This is a genomic window from Streptomyces sp. NPDC021622, from assembly GCF_040640795.1.
GTDB lineage: Bacteria > Actinomycetota > Actinomycetes > Streptomycetales > Streptomycetaceae > Streptomyces.
Genome location: NZ_JBFACK010000012.1, coordinates 23,880 through 38,979, shown reverse-complemented (window position 1 = coordinate 38,979; position 15,100 = coordinate 23,880). Strand labels below are relative to the sequence as shown.

Annotated in this window: 14 protein-coding genes and 1 riboswitch; of the genes, 6 read left to right on the top strand and 8 right to left on the bottom strand. The window is 69.5% G+C overall.

The genetic code is table 11. The annotated features are described in order from the left end of the window. Positions 1–281 precede the first annotated feature (281 nt). Positions 282–674 carry a winged helix-turn-helix domain-containing protein gene (locus AB0G47_RS23730; protein ID WP_360773314.1) on the top strand — a complete coding sequence of 131 codons (393 nt, stop codon included), beginning with the start codon at positions 282–284 and terminating at the stop codon, positions 672–674. Positions 675–890: 216 nt separating this feature from the next. Here AB0G47_RS23730 and AB0G47_RS23725 read toward each other — a convergent pair whose 3' ends face one another. Both AB0G47_RS23725 and AB0G47_RS23720 read right to left on the bottom strand, forming a co-directional pair. Then, complete coding sequence (locus tag AB0G47_RS23725) at positions 891–1,433, bottom strand: flavoprotein (protein WP_360773858.1); 543 nt, start codon at positions 1,431–1,433, stop codon at positions 891–893. 17 nt (positions 1,434–1,450) lie between these two features. Then, on the bottom strand, positions 1,451–2,686 hold the full coding sequence (locus tag AB0G47_RS23720; RefSeq protein ID WP_360773311.1) for a helix-turn-helix domain-containing protein: 1,236 nt from the start codon (positions 2,684–2,686) through the stop codon (positions 1,451–1,453). A 290-nt stretch (positions 2,687–2,976) separates the two neighbouring features. On the opposite strand from AB0G47_RS23720, the gene rlmN reads away from it, so the two are divergent. From rlmN to AB0G47_RS23695, 5 genes are all read left to right on the top strand, one after another. Then, complete coding sequence (gene rlmN, locus AB0G47_RS23715) at positions 2,977–4,083, top strand: 23S rRNA (adenine(2503)-C(2))-methyltransferase RlmN (RefSeq protein WP_360773309.1); 1,107 nt, start codon at positions 2,977–2,979, stop codon at positions 4,081–4,083. A gap of 39 nt (positions 4,084–4,122) precedes the next feature. After that, a riboswitch (TPP riboswitch) is annotated at positions 4,123–4,240 on the top strand. A gap of 83 nt (positions 4,241–4,323) precedes the next feature. Then, positions 4,324–5,412 carry a thiamine ABC transporter substrate-binding protein gene (locus AB0G47_RS23710; RefSeq protein ID WP_360773306.1) on the top strand — a complete coding sequence of 363 codons (1,089 nt, stop codon included), beginning with the start codon at positions 4,324–4,326 and terminating at the stop codon, positions 5,410–5,412. After that, entirely contained in the window at positions 5,388–7,076 is a 1,689-nt protein-coding gene (locus AB0G47_RS23705) for an iron ABC transporter permease (protein ID WP_360773303.1), read from the top strand. Before AB0G47_RS23710 ends, AB0G47_RS23705 begins: the two co-directional genes overlap by 25 nt. Further along, the gene (locus AB0G47_RS23700) at positions 7,076–8,140 is read left to right on the top strand and encodes an ABC transporter ATP-binding protein (protein WP_360773301.1); all 1,065 of its coding nucleotides are present in this window, start codon (positions 7,076–7,078) and stop codon (positions 8,138–8,140) included. The genes AB0G47_RS23705 and AB0G47_RS23700 overlap by 1 nt, the downstream gene beginning before the upstream one ends. An 82-nt stretch (positions 8,141–8,222) precedes the next feature. Continuing rightward, positions 8,223–9,014, top strand: coding sequence for a maleylpyruvate isomerase family mycothiol-dependent enzyme (locus AB0G47_RS23695; RefSeq protein WP_360773298.1), 792 nt, complete (start codon positions 8,223–8,225; stop codon positions 9,012–9,014). A gap of 237 nt (positions 9,015–9,251) precedes the next feature. On the opposite strand, the gene AB0G47_RS23690 is transcribed toward AB0G47_RS23695, so the two are convergent. The 6 genes from AB0G47_RS23690 to AB0G47_RS23665 all read right to left on the bottom strand — a co-directional run bounded on the left by AB0G47_RS23690 (position 9,252) and on the right by AB0G47_RS23665 (position 15,027). After that, positions 9,252–10,424, bottom strand: a complete 1,173-nt coding sequence (locus AB0G47_RS23690; RefSeq protein ID WP_360773295.1) for an LOG family protein — start codon at positions 10,422–10,424, stop codon at positions 9,252–9,254. 37 nt (positions 10,425–10,461) lie between these two features. Then, positions 10,462–10,866: a VOC family protein gene (locus AB0G47_RS23685; protein WP_266871149.1), complete on the bottom strand. Its 405-nt coding sequence runs from the start codon at positions 10,864–10,866 to the stop codon at positions 10,462–10,464. Positions 10,867–10,994: 128 nt separating this feature from the next. After that, entirely contained in the window at positions 10,995–12,173 is a 1,179-nt protein-coding gene (locus tag AB0G47_RS23680; RefSeq protein WP_360773292.1) for a hypothetical protein, read from the bottom strand. Further along, positions 12,155–12,970, bottom strand: coding sequence for an ATP-binding cassette domain-containing protein (locus AB0G47_RS23675; protein ID WP_360773289.1), 816 nt, complete (start codon positions 12,968–12,970; stop codon positions 12,155–12,157). The genes AB0G47_RS23680 and AB0G47_RS23675 overlap by 19 nt, the downstream gene beginning before the upstream one ends. A 180-nt stretch (positions 12,971–13,150) precedes the next feature. Further along, the gene (locus AB0G47_RS23670) at positions 13,151–14,530 is read right to left on the bottom strand and encodes an aspartate aminotransferase family protein (protein WP_360773287.1); all 1,380 of its coding nucleotides are present in this window, start codon (positions 14,528–14,530) and stop codon (positions 13,151–13,153) included. Continuing rightward, on the bottom strand, positions 14,515–15,027 hold the full coding sequence (locus AB0G47_RS23665) for an Lrp/AsnC family transcriptional regulator (protein ID WP_360773284.1): 513 nt from the start codon (positions 15,025–15,027) through the stop codon (positions 14,515–14,517). The genes AB0G47_RS23670 and AB0G47_RS23665 overlap by 16 nt, the downstream gene beginning before the upstream one ends. Between the last annotated feature and the right edge of the window lie 73 nt (positions 15,028–15,100).

Here is a 15,100-nt window from a genome sequence, read left to right as displayed (position 1 = left end):
CCGTGCACGGAGACAGGACCCGTGCACGTCCGCCCTCTTGCTTGCCGAGGTGGGGCGGACTGACCTTCAACCCATCGACCGCCCGTGTTCAGGCGGCTGGGTCGGCACTCTGTTCAGTTCTCAAGGCCCAACCAGCGCGGGGCTCGTGGCGCGCGACCGGAGTCGCCTTCCTGCCGAGCAATCCCGTTCCGGCGTCTTCAGATTGACCCAGGTCAATCTGACTGTCAAGAAGCTTCGCCGAAGGATCTGAGATTGACCTAGGTCCGGTTACCCTCGGGGGCATGGATCTGAGCCCCGAAGCGCCCAAGCCAACGGCCAAGGAGATCGCTGCTGAGTACCGCGCGAAGATTGCGGACCCGGACAACGAGGACTACGCACCGGGGCAGCGGCTGCCAGCCGCTCGCCCGCTCGCCAAGAAGCTTGGTGTGCAACTCATGACCGTGCAGAGCGCGTACAACCAACTCCGCGATGAAGGCTTGGTTCTCACCCAGCAGGGGCGCGGGACGTTCGTTCGTGACCCATCGGCGCCTCTCGGTACCGAGCCGGGTAGCAGTCCCGCTTTCACCGCCCTGGCGGGAGAGCTCAGCTCGATCCATGACGCTCTCCGACTCCTCGGAGAGCGCCTGGACCGGCTTGAGCAGATCGTGAGTAACGAGACGCCACCTTCGCAGTGAGAACGTCGGCGCGCTTCACCAGTCTTTCTGCCGTAGCGCGCGCCTCGCCCAAACTCGCTTTGATCAGCGCGAGTTCAGCGGGAGTAAGGCCCGCTAGCTCGTTCCTTTGCTCGTTGATCCCTGGCATGCAAATGAGCATGAGACCGCGAACGGCAGAGGACCCGGACAGACTGTCCGGGTCCTCTTTCCTTGCAGGTCAGGGGCGTTGACGAATCGTCATCGGGATACTTCGTCCACGGCATCCAGTACCGCAGCCCATGGAAGCTTCCGCCCTGACGGTGCGTCACGGGGTTCGTACAGTGGCCATACGTCCGGCCCGTAGACCAGCCGTACACCGGCGTCGCGCAGGGCCTCGATGTGGCGCTGCCACGCTGGGTGGCGAGCATGCGCCGCGTTCACGCGGGGGAAGACGACTACCGGCAAGTCGAGAGTCCCGATGGCTTCGCCCACCTGCGTCAGGGCCTGGTTGTCCATGAGGCCGCTCGCGAGCTTCGCGACCATGTTGGCCGACGCCGGGGCCACGACGTAGCAGTCAACGGCCGGGTGCGGCCGGGCCTCGCCAGGAAGGCGGGGTTCGTCGCGGACGGGGAGCCCGGTCAGCTTCTCCAGCCGCTGGGTCTCCCCGCTCATCCGGAGCCAGCTTCCCGCCGTCGGTGTCAGTGTCACGGCTGCCTGCCAACCACGTTCCATCGCGGGCTCGACAAGGCCCGTGCGGAGTGACTCGACTCCGCCGGCCGCCGACCCGACGACTCCCAGCACCCCGCGCTTGCTCGAACTCACTGCACCGCCCTGCACCGTTGGGCCATCACGAACACCTCGGACGAGCGAGAGCTGCCGCTCACGGGTGACTGCTTGATCAGGTCCCGCAGCGTCTCGCGCACCCTGGGATTGTTGCGCACGAGCTGCGGCGCCGTGCGTTCGGCGGTACGCAGCTCGGTGAACGCCTCATCACCGTGCCCGGCGAGCGAGAGGGCGCGGCTGTAGTCGATGCGGTGCGAGACGCTGCGTTCCAGCGGCATGTGGTCCACATCGATCCGGCCGTTCTCCACCACGTACGACACGTTGTCCAGGTCAAGCTCGATGGACAGGCGGTGCAGGATCACGTTCGTCGGCCCGAACCCGGTTTGCCAGTAGTTCTCGTCTGAACCGAGGTCGTCGGCGAGCCCCTCGGCACGGTCCAACAGGCGGGTCGCCGTCGGGCGGTCCTGGTGCCGAGCCGCCGCGACTGCGGCCCGAAGGTGGATCATGCCGAGCAAGCTCAGTGCAGACGGGTCGCTCTCCGCGACCTGGGAGGCCAGCCACGTCGCCGTGGTGTTGCCCAGCTCCATCGCAGCCTCGTAGCGGCCGTTGGCGAGCAGCGCGTGCGTGCCGGACCGTGCGGCTGAGGCGAGAACTAGGGGATCGTCGGACTCGTCCGCCGCCCGCATCGCACGCTCTGCGGCCAACCATGAGACGTCGGACTCTCCGACCTTCGCGAGCGTCGTGGCCGCGAGGTGGTGAGTGCGGGCAGAGACAGCCCAGCAGTCGCGGCGGTCCTCTCCCCGGCGTCCCGCACGGTCCTCTAGCTCCTGCGCCGTCTGGAGGAGTGCCGGCAGTGCAGCGATCACGCTGCCGAGCCGCCCGCCCTGATAGTCGTTCCAAGCGTGCTCCACACGCACGGCGACCGGCGCGGGAGTGGGGAGCTGCACGTCGGCCTCTGGCCCGAAGAGCAGGCGTGAGAGCCGCCGGGGGCTCATGAGCGCGTCACGTACAGCCGGTACGTCGTCCTGGTGCTTCTCATCCTCCACTAGAAGGGTCTGACCGAGCAGGTCGCCAAGCGGCACGCGCAGGATCCGAGCCAGCTCCGCGAGCATGTCGATCCGCGGCGGCTTCCTGCGGCCCGTCTCTGCCTTCGCGAGCCAGTCAGTACTACGGCCGACCAGTCCGGCCAGCACCTCTTGCGTGTAGCCGCGACGCTTCCGGTAGAACGCGATGCGCTCGCCGATGCTGAGGTGATCTCCAAGACCACGCATAGGGTGCTGCCTCCTGCTGCTGGTAGGGGCGTATTTCACGTTACAGAGCCGGTCAGGCGGCGGGTAGACGCTCTTGATGCCCGCCGTCGCCAGTACGAGCTTGATGGGCCCAAGGGGGCAGGACCCGGACGGAATGTCTGGGTCTCTTTTCGCAGGTCAGCTGCGGGAGTGCCGGGCCGTCTATGGGCCGTCGGAGGGTGGCCCACAACGGCCAATGGCGACCAATGACGACCGGCACCAGTGAGCGCTGAGCTGGTCACACTCCGACCGTCTGAGACACTGGATTCACCATGCCTGTACCCGGAGAACTCACCTTCGTCGCGCCCCGCGGAGCCAAGAAGCCGCCGCGGCATCTCGCCGACCTCACGCCCGCCGAGCGCAAGGAAGCCGTCGCCGCCGCCGGCGAGAAACCGTTTCGCGCCAAGCAGCTCTCGCAGCACTACTTCGCGCGGTACGCGCACGATCCGGAGCAGTGGACCGACATTCCCGCCGGGTCCCGCGGCAAGCTCCAGGAGGCGCTGCTTCCCGAGCTGATGTCCGTGGTGCGGCACATCAGCTGTGACGACGACACCACCCGTAAGACGCTGTGGCGGCTCTTCGACGGGACGCTCGTCGAGTCCGTGCTCATGCGCTATCCGGACCGGGTGACGATGTGCATCTCGTCGCAGGCCGGGTGCGGGATGAACTGCCCGTTCTGTGCGACGGGGCAGGCCGGTCTCGACCGGAATCTGTCGACCGCCGAGATCGTGCACCAGATCGTGGACGGGATGCGTGCGCTCAGGGACGGGGAGATCCCTGGGGGGCCCGCGCGGCTGAGCAACATCGTCTTCATGGGGATGGGCGAGCCGCTCGCCAACTACAACCGGGTGATCGGGGCGATCCGCAGGCTGACCGACCCCGAGCCGGACGGTGTCGGGCTCTCGCAGCGCGGCATCACCGTGTCGACCGTCGGGCTCGTGCCCGCCATCCACCGGTTCGCCGACGAGGGCTTCAAGTGCCGCCTCGCGATCTCCTTGCACGCGCCCGACGACGAGCTGCGCGACACCCTCGTACCCGTCAATACGCGGTGGAACGTGCGGGAGGTGCTGGATGCCGGCTGGGAGTACGCGGCCAAGTCCGGGCGCCGGCTTTCCATCGAGTACGCGCTGATCAGGGACATCAACGACCACGCGTGGCGCGGTGACCGGCTCGGGCGGCTGCTCAAGAACAAGCCCGTGCATGTGAACCTGATCCCGCTGAACCCGACGCCGGGCTCGAAGTGGACGGCATCGCGGCCGGAGGACGAGAAGGCCTTCGTGGACGCCATCGCCGCTCATGGGGTGCCTGTCACGGTTCGTGACACCCGTGGCCAGGAGATCGACGGGGCGTGCGGTCAGCTCGCCGCGGCGGAGCGTTAGGCTGGCCGAAACACAACTTCACAGCCGGAACACATCTTCATATTCCGACAGGGGAGCGCCACAGCGCTGAGAGTGCGGCAGCCAAGGACAGGTTGGCCGCAGACCCTCTGAACCTTGCCCGGGTCATTCCGGGTAGGAAGTTCGGACATCACTCAAGCTGTTGCGCCCTGCCCGCGGACCCTTCCGGTCCGTGGGCAGGGCCGCGTCTCTTCCTGGTCACCCCCAGGAGGATTGAATTCAGTGAGCACCACCAAGAAGGTCACGGTCACCGCCGTCGCGGTGACCTTCGGGCTCGTCGCGCTCTCCGCTTGCGGCAGCTCCGACGGCAGCGGCGACGAGGCCGCAGATTCCAAGAACGTCACGCTGGTCAGCCATGACTCCTTCAGCGTCTCCAAGGACGTACTGAAGGAGTTCGAGAAGCGGTCCGGCTACAAGGTCAGCGTCCTCAAGGACGGGGACGCCGGCGCCGCCGTGAACAAGGCGATCCTCTCCAAGGACAACCCGCAGGGCGATGTCTTCTTCGGCGTCGACAACACCCTGCTGTCGCGGGCGCTCGACAACGACCTCTTCCAGTCGTACGAGGCCAAGGGCTCGGACCAGATCGCCTCGCAGTTCCGCGTCGATCAGGACAAGCACCGCGTGACGCCCGTCGACAGCGGCGACATCTGCGTCAACTACGACAAGAAGTACTTCGCCGACAAGAAGCTGGCGCCGCCGAAGTCCTTCGACGATCTGGTCAAGCCCGCCTACAAGAACCTCCTCGTGACCGAGAACGCGTCGACCTCGTCGCCCGGGCTCGGCTTCCTGCTCGGCACCGCCGCCCAGTACGGCGACGACGGCTGGCAGGGCTACTGGAAGAAGCTCAAGGCCAACGGCGTCAAGGTCGTCGACGGCTGGGAGCAGGCCTACAGCGAGGAGTTCTCCGGCTCCACCGGCGGCAAGAAGGCCAAGGGCGACCGGCCGCTGGTCGTCTCCTACGCCTCGTCGCCGCCCGTCGAGGTGCTCTACGCGAAGCCGCAGCCCAAGGAGGCGCCGACCGGCGTCGCGACCGGCACCTGCTTCCGGCAGGTCGAGTACGCGGGTCTGCTCGGCAACGCCAAGAACGAGAAGGGCGGCAAGGCGCTGCTCGACTTCCTGATCAGCACCGAGTTCCAGCAGGACATGCCGCTGAACATGTTCGTGAACCCGGTGCGGGAGGGCGTCGAGCTGCCCGAGCTGTTCGTCAAGCACGGCGTGAAGGTCGACGAGCCGGAGACCATGGCCCCGAAGAAGATCGCCGACAACCGTGATCAGTGGGTCAAGTCGTGGACCTCGCTCGTACTGAAGTAAAGGCCCCCGCTCGTAAGGGGTTCACACGCGGGAGCGCGGCGCGGCTCGGTCTCATGGCCGTGCCCGTCGCGTTCTTCGCGGTCTTCTTCGCCTATCCGGTCGCCGCGATCGTCGCGCGCGGCCTGAAGGTGGACGGTGAGTGGCAGTTCGGGCGGATCGCGGAGGTCATCGGGCAGTCCGACGTGCGGCACGTGCTGTGGTTCACCACCTGGCAGGCGCTCGCGTCGACCGCGCTCACGCTCCTGATCGCGCTCCCCGGCGCGTATGTCTTCGCGCGCTTCGAGTTCAGGGGCAAGCAGGTGCTCCGGGCCGCCGTCACCGTGCCGTTCGTGCTGCCGACGGTCGTCGTCGGGACCGCGTTCCTCGCCCTTGTCGGGCGCGGGGGGCTGTTCGACGAGATGTGGGGCCTGCGGCTCGACACGACCGTGTGGGCGATTCTGCTCGCGCACGTCTTCTTCAATTACGCCGTCGTCGTACGGACCGTCGGCGGGCTCTGGTCGCAGCTCGACCCGCGCCAGGAGGAGGCCGCGCGGATGCTCGGCGCCTCGCGCTGGAGGGCCTGGCGGACGGTGACGCTGCCCGCGCTCGGCCCCGCGGTCGCGGCGGCCGCGCTCATGGTCTTCCTGTTCACCTTCACTTCCTTCGGCGTCGTACAGATCCTCGGCGGACCCGCGTACTCGACGCTCGAAGTCGAGATCTACCGGCAGACCGCCCAGCTCCTCGACCTGTCGACGGCCGCCGTCCTGACGATCGTGCAGTTCGTGGCGGTCGGCCTGATCCTCGCCGTGCACGCATGGACCGTGCGCAGGCGGGAGACCGCCCTGAAGCTGGTCGACGCCTCCACGGTCGCCCGGCGGCCGCGCGGCGCCGGGCAGTGGGCGCTCCTCGGCGGTGTCATGCTCACCATCGCCGTGCTGATCCTGCTGCCGCTCGGCGTGCTGATCGAGCGGTCGCTGAGCGGCCCGGACGGCTATGGCTTCACCTACTACCAGGAGCTGACATCGGCGGAGGGCGGCGCCTTCCTGGTCCCGCCGATCGACGCGGTCTGGAATTCCCTCCAGTACGCGCTCGCCGCCACCGCCATCGCCCTGGTGATCGGCGGTCTCGCCGCGGCGGCGCTCACCCGGAAGGCCGGCCGCCTGGTGCGCGGCTTCGACGCGCTGCTCATGCTGCCGCTCGGGGTGTCCGCGGTGACGGTCGGCTTCGGGTTCCTGATCACGCTGGACGAGCCGCCGCTCGACCTGCGCTCCACCTGGATCCTGGTGCCGCTGGCGCAAGCACTGGTGGGCGTGCCCTTCGTCGTACGCACCATGCTTCCCGTCCTGCGCGCGGTCGACGGACGGCTGCGCGAGGCGGCGGCCGTGCTCGGGGCGTCGCCGCTGCGGGCGTGGCGCGAGGTCGACCTGCCGATGGTGCGGCGGGCGCTGCTGATCGCGGCCGGGTTCGCCTTCGCGGTGTCCCTGGGCGAGTTCGGCGCGACCGTGTTCATCGCGCGGCCGGACAATCCGACGCTGCCGGTCGCCGTTGCCCGGCTCCTCGGGCGGGCCGGGGAGCTCAACTACGGGCAGGCGATGGCCCTTTCGACGATCTTGATGGTGGTGTGCGCGGTGTCGCTGCTGCTGCTCGAACGGCTCCGTACCGATCGCACGACTGGGGAGTTCTGATGGGTGAGGCCGCGGGTGTGGCTGCGGGTGCGGCTGCTGGTGTGGGGCTGCTGACGCTGACGGATGCGACGGTGCGGTTCGGGGCGCGGGCCGTGCTCGACCGCGTCGGCCTCGAGGTCGCCGAGCACGAGATCGTGTGCGTCCTCGGGCCGAGCGGCAGCGGCAAGTCGACGCTGCTGCGGGCGGTCGCGGGGCTGCAGGAGCTGGACGGCGGGCAGGTGCTGCTCGACGGACGGGACCAGCGGGGGGTGCCCGCGCACAGGCGGGGCGTCGGCCTGATGTTCCAGGACCATCAGCTCTTCCCGCAGCGCGACGTGGCGGGCAATGTCGCCTTCGGGCTGCGGATGCACGGCGTGGCGCGGGGCGAACAGGCCCACCGGGTGGCCGAGTTGCTCGACCTCGTGGGGCTTCCGGGTGCGCAGCGGCGGGTCGTCGCCTCGCTCTCCGGCGGCGAGCAGCAGCGCGTCGCCCTCGCGCGTGCGCTCGCGCCGAGGCCGCGGCTGCTCATGCTGGACGAGCCGCTCGGGCAGCTCGACCGCTCGTTGCGGGAACGGCTCGTGGTCGAACTCCGGGAGCTCTTCGACGAGTTGGGTACGACGGTGCTCGCGGTCACGCACGACCAGGGCGAGGCGTTCGCGCTCGCGGACCGGGTCGTCGTGATGCGCGATGGGCGGATCGCCCAGTCCGGTACGCCACTTGAGGTGTGGCGGAACCCGGCGGACGAGTTCGTCGCGCGGTTCCTCGGCTTCGACAACGTCGTCGACGCGACGGTGGCCGGTGACGTGGCGGACACCGCCTGGGGCAAGATCCCGGTGCCTCCGGGGGTACGGGACGGCCGGTGCCGGCTCCTGGTGCGGCCCGCCGGGGTGCGGCTCGTGCCCGCCGACGAGGGGCTGCCCTGCATGGTGACGGCGCGGACCTTCCGGGGCACGCATGTCGCCGTACACCTGGAGCCCGGGGCGGGGCCGAGGCTTGAGGCGGCCTGTGCGTTGCGGGATGCGCCTGGGGTGGGGGAGACGGTGGGGGTTGCCTTTGACGTGGGGGATGTCGTGGTTCTGGGCTGAGGTGGCCTGGGGGCGTGGGGGCGTGGGGCGTGGGGGCGAAACTCGGGTGCCCGGGTTGCGCGGTCGATCTAGGGTGCGCCTCATGACGTCTTTGGATTACGACCGCCACTGCGCCGAAATCGCAGATCAGCTGGGCCAGTTGCGGGTCACCCTGGCCGGAGCCGACCTTTCGGCCACGGTGCCGACCTGCCCGGAGTGGTCCCTGGGGTACCTCGCCCGCCACGTCGGCGGTGCCGTGCGCTGGGCCGAGCAGCTGGTCGCCACCCGGGCCACGGACGACATCCCGGAGGAGAAGGTCCCGGGTATCCGTGGTCCCGAGGGCGACGACCCCGCCGCGCTCGACGCCTGGCTTGCGGAGACCGCCGAGCTGGCCTTGAAGACGCTGCCCGCCGTGAGCGCCGATACCCCGGTGTGGACCTGGGCCGAGCCGCGGAACGCCGGGTTCTGGGCGCGGCGTATGACGCATGAGGTGGCCATTCACCGTGCGGACGCGGCGATCGCCGCGGGGGTCCCGTATGAGGTCGCGGCTGATGTCGCTGCCGACGCGATCGATGAGTGGCTGGAGATCGTGCAGTACGTGCAGCGGTCCCAGCCGGGGGACAGTGCCGCTGAGCTGCGGGGTGCGGGCCGCAGCATCCATCTGCATGCGACTGATGCGCCGGCGGGGCTGAATGCGGAGTGGGTCATTGAGTTCGGTGAGGACGGGTTCAGCTGGCGGCGGGGGCATGAGAAGGCGACGGTTGCTCTGCGGGGGCCGCTTACTGAGGTGTTGTTGGCCTTCTATCGGCGGCGGTCTCTGGATGGCGGCGCTGTGGAGGTGCTGGGGGAGCGGGAGTTGCTGGAGTTCTGGCTGGAGCGGGCCTCGTTCGGGTGACTTGATTTCCCCAACCCCGCCCCTTCCCGAAAACCCGCTGCGCGGGGGCCTTGCGTGCCGTCATCACCGGCTTCGCCGAGTTCGTCCTCAAACGCCGGACGGGCTAGAAGGTTCGCGGGACGGGCTGGATGGTTCGCCGGGCGGAGTGGATGGTTCGCGGGGCGGGCTAGAAGGTTCACGGGGCGGGTTGGAAGGTTCGCCGGGCGGGCTGGAAGGCTGAGTGGCCGCCGGTCGGCGTCATGAGCTCGTCGCGCTCGGCCCGTCCGGCGGGAGGGATGCCAGTGCGGCCGGGACCTCCTCCACGCCCTCCACCAAGGCGATCGTCGGCCCCATCGAGCGGCCCTGCGCCAGCGCCTGCAGCAGGGGCCAGGCCGGGAGTGTCTGTGTCCAGTGCGTGCGGTTGACCAGGACCATCGGGGCCGGCTTGCCCCGGGACTCGTAGTAGTTGGGGGTCGCCGCGTCGAAGATCTCCTGGACCGTGCCCGCCGCGCCGGGCAGGAAGACGACGCCCGCGTTCGAGCGGGCGAGCAGACCGTCCTCCCGGGTGGCGTTGGCGAAGTACTTGGCCAGGTGGGTGGCGAAGGCGTTCGGCGGCTCGTGGCCGTAGAACCAGGTGGGGATGCCCACCGACGCGCCGCCGTCCGGCCAGCGCTCGCGGACGTCGAAGGCCGCCCGCGCCCACTCGGTGATCGACGGGGTGAAGGAAGGGGCCTTCGAGAGGAGTTCCAGTGCCTCGTCCAGCATCTCGTCGCGGAAGACTGACGCGTACGCGCCCAGGTTCGCGGCCTCCATGGCACCCGGGCCGCCGCCCGTCGCGACCACGAAGCCCGCGCGGGCGAGCGAACGGCCGAGCCGCGCCGCACCCTCGTACGCTTCCGTCCCACGGGCCATCGCGTGGCCGCCCATGACGCCCACCACCCGTGCGCCGACGAGCAGTTCGTCGAGGGCGTCGGAGATCGAGTCGTCGTGGATCGCGCGGAGCATCGAGGAGAAGATGTCCCCGTCCGCCTTGGTCTCCTGGAACCAGGCGTACGCGCGGGCGTCCGGCGTCGCGTCGTACCCGCCTTCGGCGAGCCCGGCGAACAACTCGTCGGGCGTGTAGAGAAGGCCTCGGTACGGGTCGAACGGCAGACCCGGCACCGGCGGGAACACCAACGCCCCCGCGGACCGCATCGCGTCGGCCGCGCCCTCTTCCATCGGGCAGCCGAGGAACACCGCGCCCTTGGCGTCGCAGGCCCGCAGCGCGGACGTGCGCTCCGTCAGATCTATGCCCTGGACGCGGCAGCCGGCCAGCGAGCCCCGCGCGGCGACCTCGTCGAACTCGGCGAGGGTCTCGATCTCACGGTCACCGCCCGGGAGTTGGGCGGGCGATGACGCGTGGGCGGATGCGGGTTCGGGAGTCGACTGCATCCGCCCATGCTAAGCAGGCACAGCCGGGCGGTCGTGCTCAGCCCTCGACGGCGGTCGGGTCCATCCACATGATCTCCCACGTGTGGCCGTCCAGGTCGTCGAAGCTGCGGCCGTACATCATGCCGTAGTCCTGCGTACGGCCCTCGGTGGCGCCGGCCGCCACGGCCTTGTCGACCAGTTCGTCGACCTTCTCGCGGCTCTCGGCGCTCAGACAGAGGAGCGCCTCGCTGGTCGTGGTCGAGTCCGCGATCTGCTTCGTCGTGAAGTCCTGGTAGCGCTTCTTGCCGAGCATCATCGCGACGATGGTGTCGCTGATCACGACGCAGGCGCAGTCGTCCGTGGTGAACTGCGGGTTGATCGTGTAGCCGAGCTCCGTGAAGAACTTCTTCGTGCTGTCGACGTCGTTCACGGCGAGGTTGACGAAGATCATCTGCTGGTACATGAGTGTCTCTCCCGTTGAGCTCTGTGTGGTTGGTGCGTCGTGTGCCGTACGGAGGGGTAGACGTCCGTTCGACGCGGAACTCATCGGAGGGCGCGAACTTTTTTCTCCGGCTCGGACGAGCGGCGGCCTCAGACGAGAGGCAGTGCCGCCAGCTCCGCCACCAACCACGTCAGCGGGCCGAACACGGCCGCGAGGGCGCCCGCGCGCAGCGCCGCCGAGCCGCGCAGCATCGTCACCGGAGCCCCCAGCTGCAGCAGCGCGGCCGTCGTGTCCGAGCGCGCGTTCTTCGCCTCGATCGCGGCCGTGGCCAGGGTGAGGACCGCGCAGCCCACGACGAGGAGCGAGCCGAGCGTGGTCAGCGGACCGATGTCGGGGCGGCTGCCGGAGTGCAGGGTCAGCGCCGCGTACCCGCCCGACGCCACCGCGCACAGCACCCCGAGCGGCCGGCCGATCCGCCGGGCCTCCTCCTGCAGCGCGCGCCCCGCGAGCAGCCGCATCGCGCCGGGCCGTACCGACTGCAGCATCCGTCCGCAGAGGTAGGTGAGGCCGGGGCCCGCGACCGCCAGGCCGAGCGCCGTGATTCCCCATCCGGCGAGCACACCCCAGGAGCCGCCGGTGAGGCCGCCCGGCATGGCGAGGGCTGACTCCCCGGCGGCCCCGCCCGCCCGGCTCGCGTACGTCTCCACGGCGAGACCCGCGGCGAGCAGCGAGACCCCCCAGGGCAGCCCGCTCGGCGCGGCAGCGGGCGCGTCCGGCCGTTCCGGGTCGTCCTGCTCCCGCTCGGCGGCGGGCTTCGCGGGGCTCGGCCGGAGCACGAGGGCGCTGGCAGCCGAGGCGCTCAGCGGCACCAGGGTGAGCAGGGTCAGCGCGGCGGCGAGCGGCAACGGCGCGTCGGCGGCGAGCAGTTCGGCCGCCGCGCCGTCCAACGGGAGCCCCGTCAGATCGCCCCGCAGATGCAGGAAGAACAGCAGCGCCGCCATCGAGCCGAGCGAGCAGGCCACGGCCGTGGAGATCGCGGCGAGCACCCTGAGCCGGGCCGGGCCGAGCCCCACGGCGGAGAGTCCGGAGCGCGGCCGCGTCGCCGGATCCGTACGGGCGACGGTGACGGCGAAGTACACGGTTGCGGCGATCGGCGCCACGCACCAGGCGAGCCGAAGGGCGGCCCCGCCGGACGCTTCCGGGTGGCCCATCGCGTACCCCAGCGTGCACAGCAGCAGGAAGCCGGTGCCCGCCGAAGCGGCGGCGACGAGCAGGCGGCGCAGCTGGACCAGGGGACGGGCGCCGCGGGCTAGACGGAGAGCGAGCACGCCGCCCGGCCTTCCGTGTCGGTGTCGCCCGCGACGGAGCCCTCACCCGAGCCCTCGTCGGCGTCCGCGTCCCCCCTGGTGGCCGGGGCGGCATCACCCGCCATTCCCGGCAGATGCACCGTGTTCACGCGCCGCCCGTCGAGCAGCGAGACCGTGCGGTCGGCGAGGGCCGCGACCTCCGCGTCGTGCGTGGCAAGGACCACCGTGATGCCGTGCGAGCGGGCCGCGGTCGTCAGCGTACGAAGGACGTGTGCGCGGTCGGCGCGGTGCAGGGGCGCGGTCGGCTCGTCGGCGAAGATCACCGACGGCATGGTGACCAGGGCGCGGGCGATGACGACGCGCTGGCGCTGGGCCTGCAGCAGGTCGTGCGGACGCTTGCGGGTGCAGTCGCCGATGTCGAGGCGCTCCATCCACTCCTGGGCGACGGTCCGGGACCCGCGGTTCGAGATGCCGCGCAGCATCAGCGGCAGCGCGACGTTCTCCCAGGCGGTGAGCTCGGGCACCAGGTGCGGCTCCGGGTCGATCCAGCCGAAGCGGTCGCGGCGCAGTCGCTCGCGGACCGCGAGGCGCATCGTGTGCACCGGCGTGCTGTTGAACCAGACCTCGCCCCGCTCGGGCAGGAGCTGGCCGGAGAGGCAGCGCAGGAGAGTCGTTTTGCCGCTGCCGCGCGGTCCGCTCACGGCGAGGATCTCGCCCTCGCGGACACCGATCGATACGCCGGTGAGCGCGGGCGAGCCGTTGTGTGTGACATGCAGAGCGCGTGCCCACAGCACATCGTTGTCCGGCGGGGCCACCATCACGTACACCTCGGTTCAGATCAGTTTGCCTCCCCCGTACGGGGGAACGAAGGCGGGGCCGATCGGTCACTGGGCACGCTAGGGATCCAGGCCGCGCTGCCTGGAAACGACGCGGCCCGGGGGCGCCCGTTCTCACTCGAACGGGCGCCCCCGGGGCCGGTGTTGATCCGTCTATACGGACTACAGCTTCGTCCAGGCCTCCGTGAGGACCTGCCGCAGGATGCCCTCGATCTCGTCGAAGGTGTCCTGGTTGGAGATCAGCGGCGGGGCCAGCTGGACGACCGGGTCGCCACGGTCGTCGGCGCGGCAGTACAGGCCGTTGTCGTAGAGCGCCTTGGAGAGGAAGCCGTAGAGCACGCGCTCCGTCTCCTCGTCGTTGAACGTCTCCTTGGTGGCCTTGTCCTTCACCAGCTCGATGCCGTAGAAGAAGCCGTTGCCGCGGACGTCGCCGACGATCGGCAGGTCGTGCAGCTTCTGCAGGGTCTGGTGGAACGCGCCCTCGTTGTCGAGCACGTGCTGGTTCAGACCCTCCTTCTCGAAGATGTCGAGGTTGGCGAGGCCGACCGCGGCCGAGACCGGGTGGCCGCCGAAGGTGTAGCCGTGCAGGAAGGTGTTGTCACCCTTGTAGAACGGCTCGGCGATCTTGTCCGAGACGATGCAGGCACCGATCGGGGAGTAGCCCGAGGTCATGCCCTTGGCGCAGGTGATCATGTCCGGGACGTAGCCGAACTTGTCACAGGCGAACATCGTGCCGAGACGGCCGAAGGCGCAGATGACCTCGTCGGAGACGAGCAGCACGTCGTACTTGTCGCAGATCTCGCGCACCCGCTGGAAGTAGCCGGGCGGCGGCGGGAAGCAGCCACCGGCGTTCTGCACGGGCTCCAGGAACACGGCCGCGACGGTCTCGGGGCCCTCGAAGAGGATCTCCTGCTCGATCTGGTCGGCGGCCCAGCGGCCGAAGGCCTCCGGGTCGTCGCCGTGTATCGGGGCGCGGTAGATGTTCGTGTTCGGCACCTTGTGCGCGCCCGGGACGAGCGGCTCGAAGGGGGCCTTGAGCGCGGGCAGACCGGTGATGGACAGGGCGCCCTGCGGGGTGCCGTGGTAGGCGACCGCGCGGGAGATGACCTTGTACTTCGTGTGGTTGCCGGTGAGCTTGTGGTACTGCTTCGCCAGCTTCCACGCGGTCTCGACGGCCTCGCCGCCACCGGTGGTGAAGAAGACCTTGTTGAGGTCGCCGGGCGCGTAGTCGGCCAAACGTTCCGCCAGCTCGACGGCCTTGGGGTGGGCGTAGCTCCACACCGGGAAGAAGGCCAGCTCCTGAGCCTGCTTGTACGCGGTCTCGGCGAGCTCGTGACGACCGTGGCCGGCATTGACGACGAACAGGCCGGAGAGGCCGTCGAGGTACTTCTTGCCCTTGTCGTCGAAGATGTAGGTGCCCTCGCCACGCACGATGGTGGGAACGGGCGCGTTCTCGTACGACGACATGCGGGTGAAGTGCATCCACAGGTGGTCGTACGCGGTCTGGCTGAGGTCCTTGCTCACGGCTATCGGGTTCCCCACATATAGGTCTGCTTCTTGAGCTTCAGGTAGACGAAGCTCTCGGTGGAGCGCACGCCGGGGAGGGCGCGGATGCGCTTGTTGATCACTTCGAGAAGGTGGTCGTCGTCCTCGCAGACGACCTCCACCATCAGGTCGAAGGAGCCCGCGGTCATCACCACGTACTCACACTCGGCCATGGCCGTCAGGGCCTCAGCGACGGAATCCAGATCGCCCTCGACATTGATGCCGACCATTGCCTGCCGTCGGAATCCCACGGTGAGCGGGTCCGTGACGGCGACGATCTGCATCACGCCCTGGTCGAGCAGCTTCTGGACGCGCTGCCGTACGGCTGCCTCGGACAGGCCCACGGCCTTGCCGATGGCGGCGTACGGACGGCGTCCGTCCTCCTGAAGCTGCTCGATGATCGCCAGGGAGACGGCGTCGATGGACGAAGAAGCGTTCCCGTGTCGGGAACTGCTGGAATCTGCGCTGCGACTGGCCACGACCCCATGGTGCACGGGACTCGACAGTTCCGCAAGGGCAGATCGATGAAATTCGTTGTTTGGAGCTTCGAACGTCACGGATTTCGCA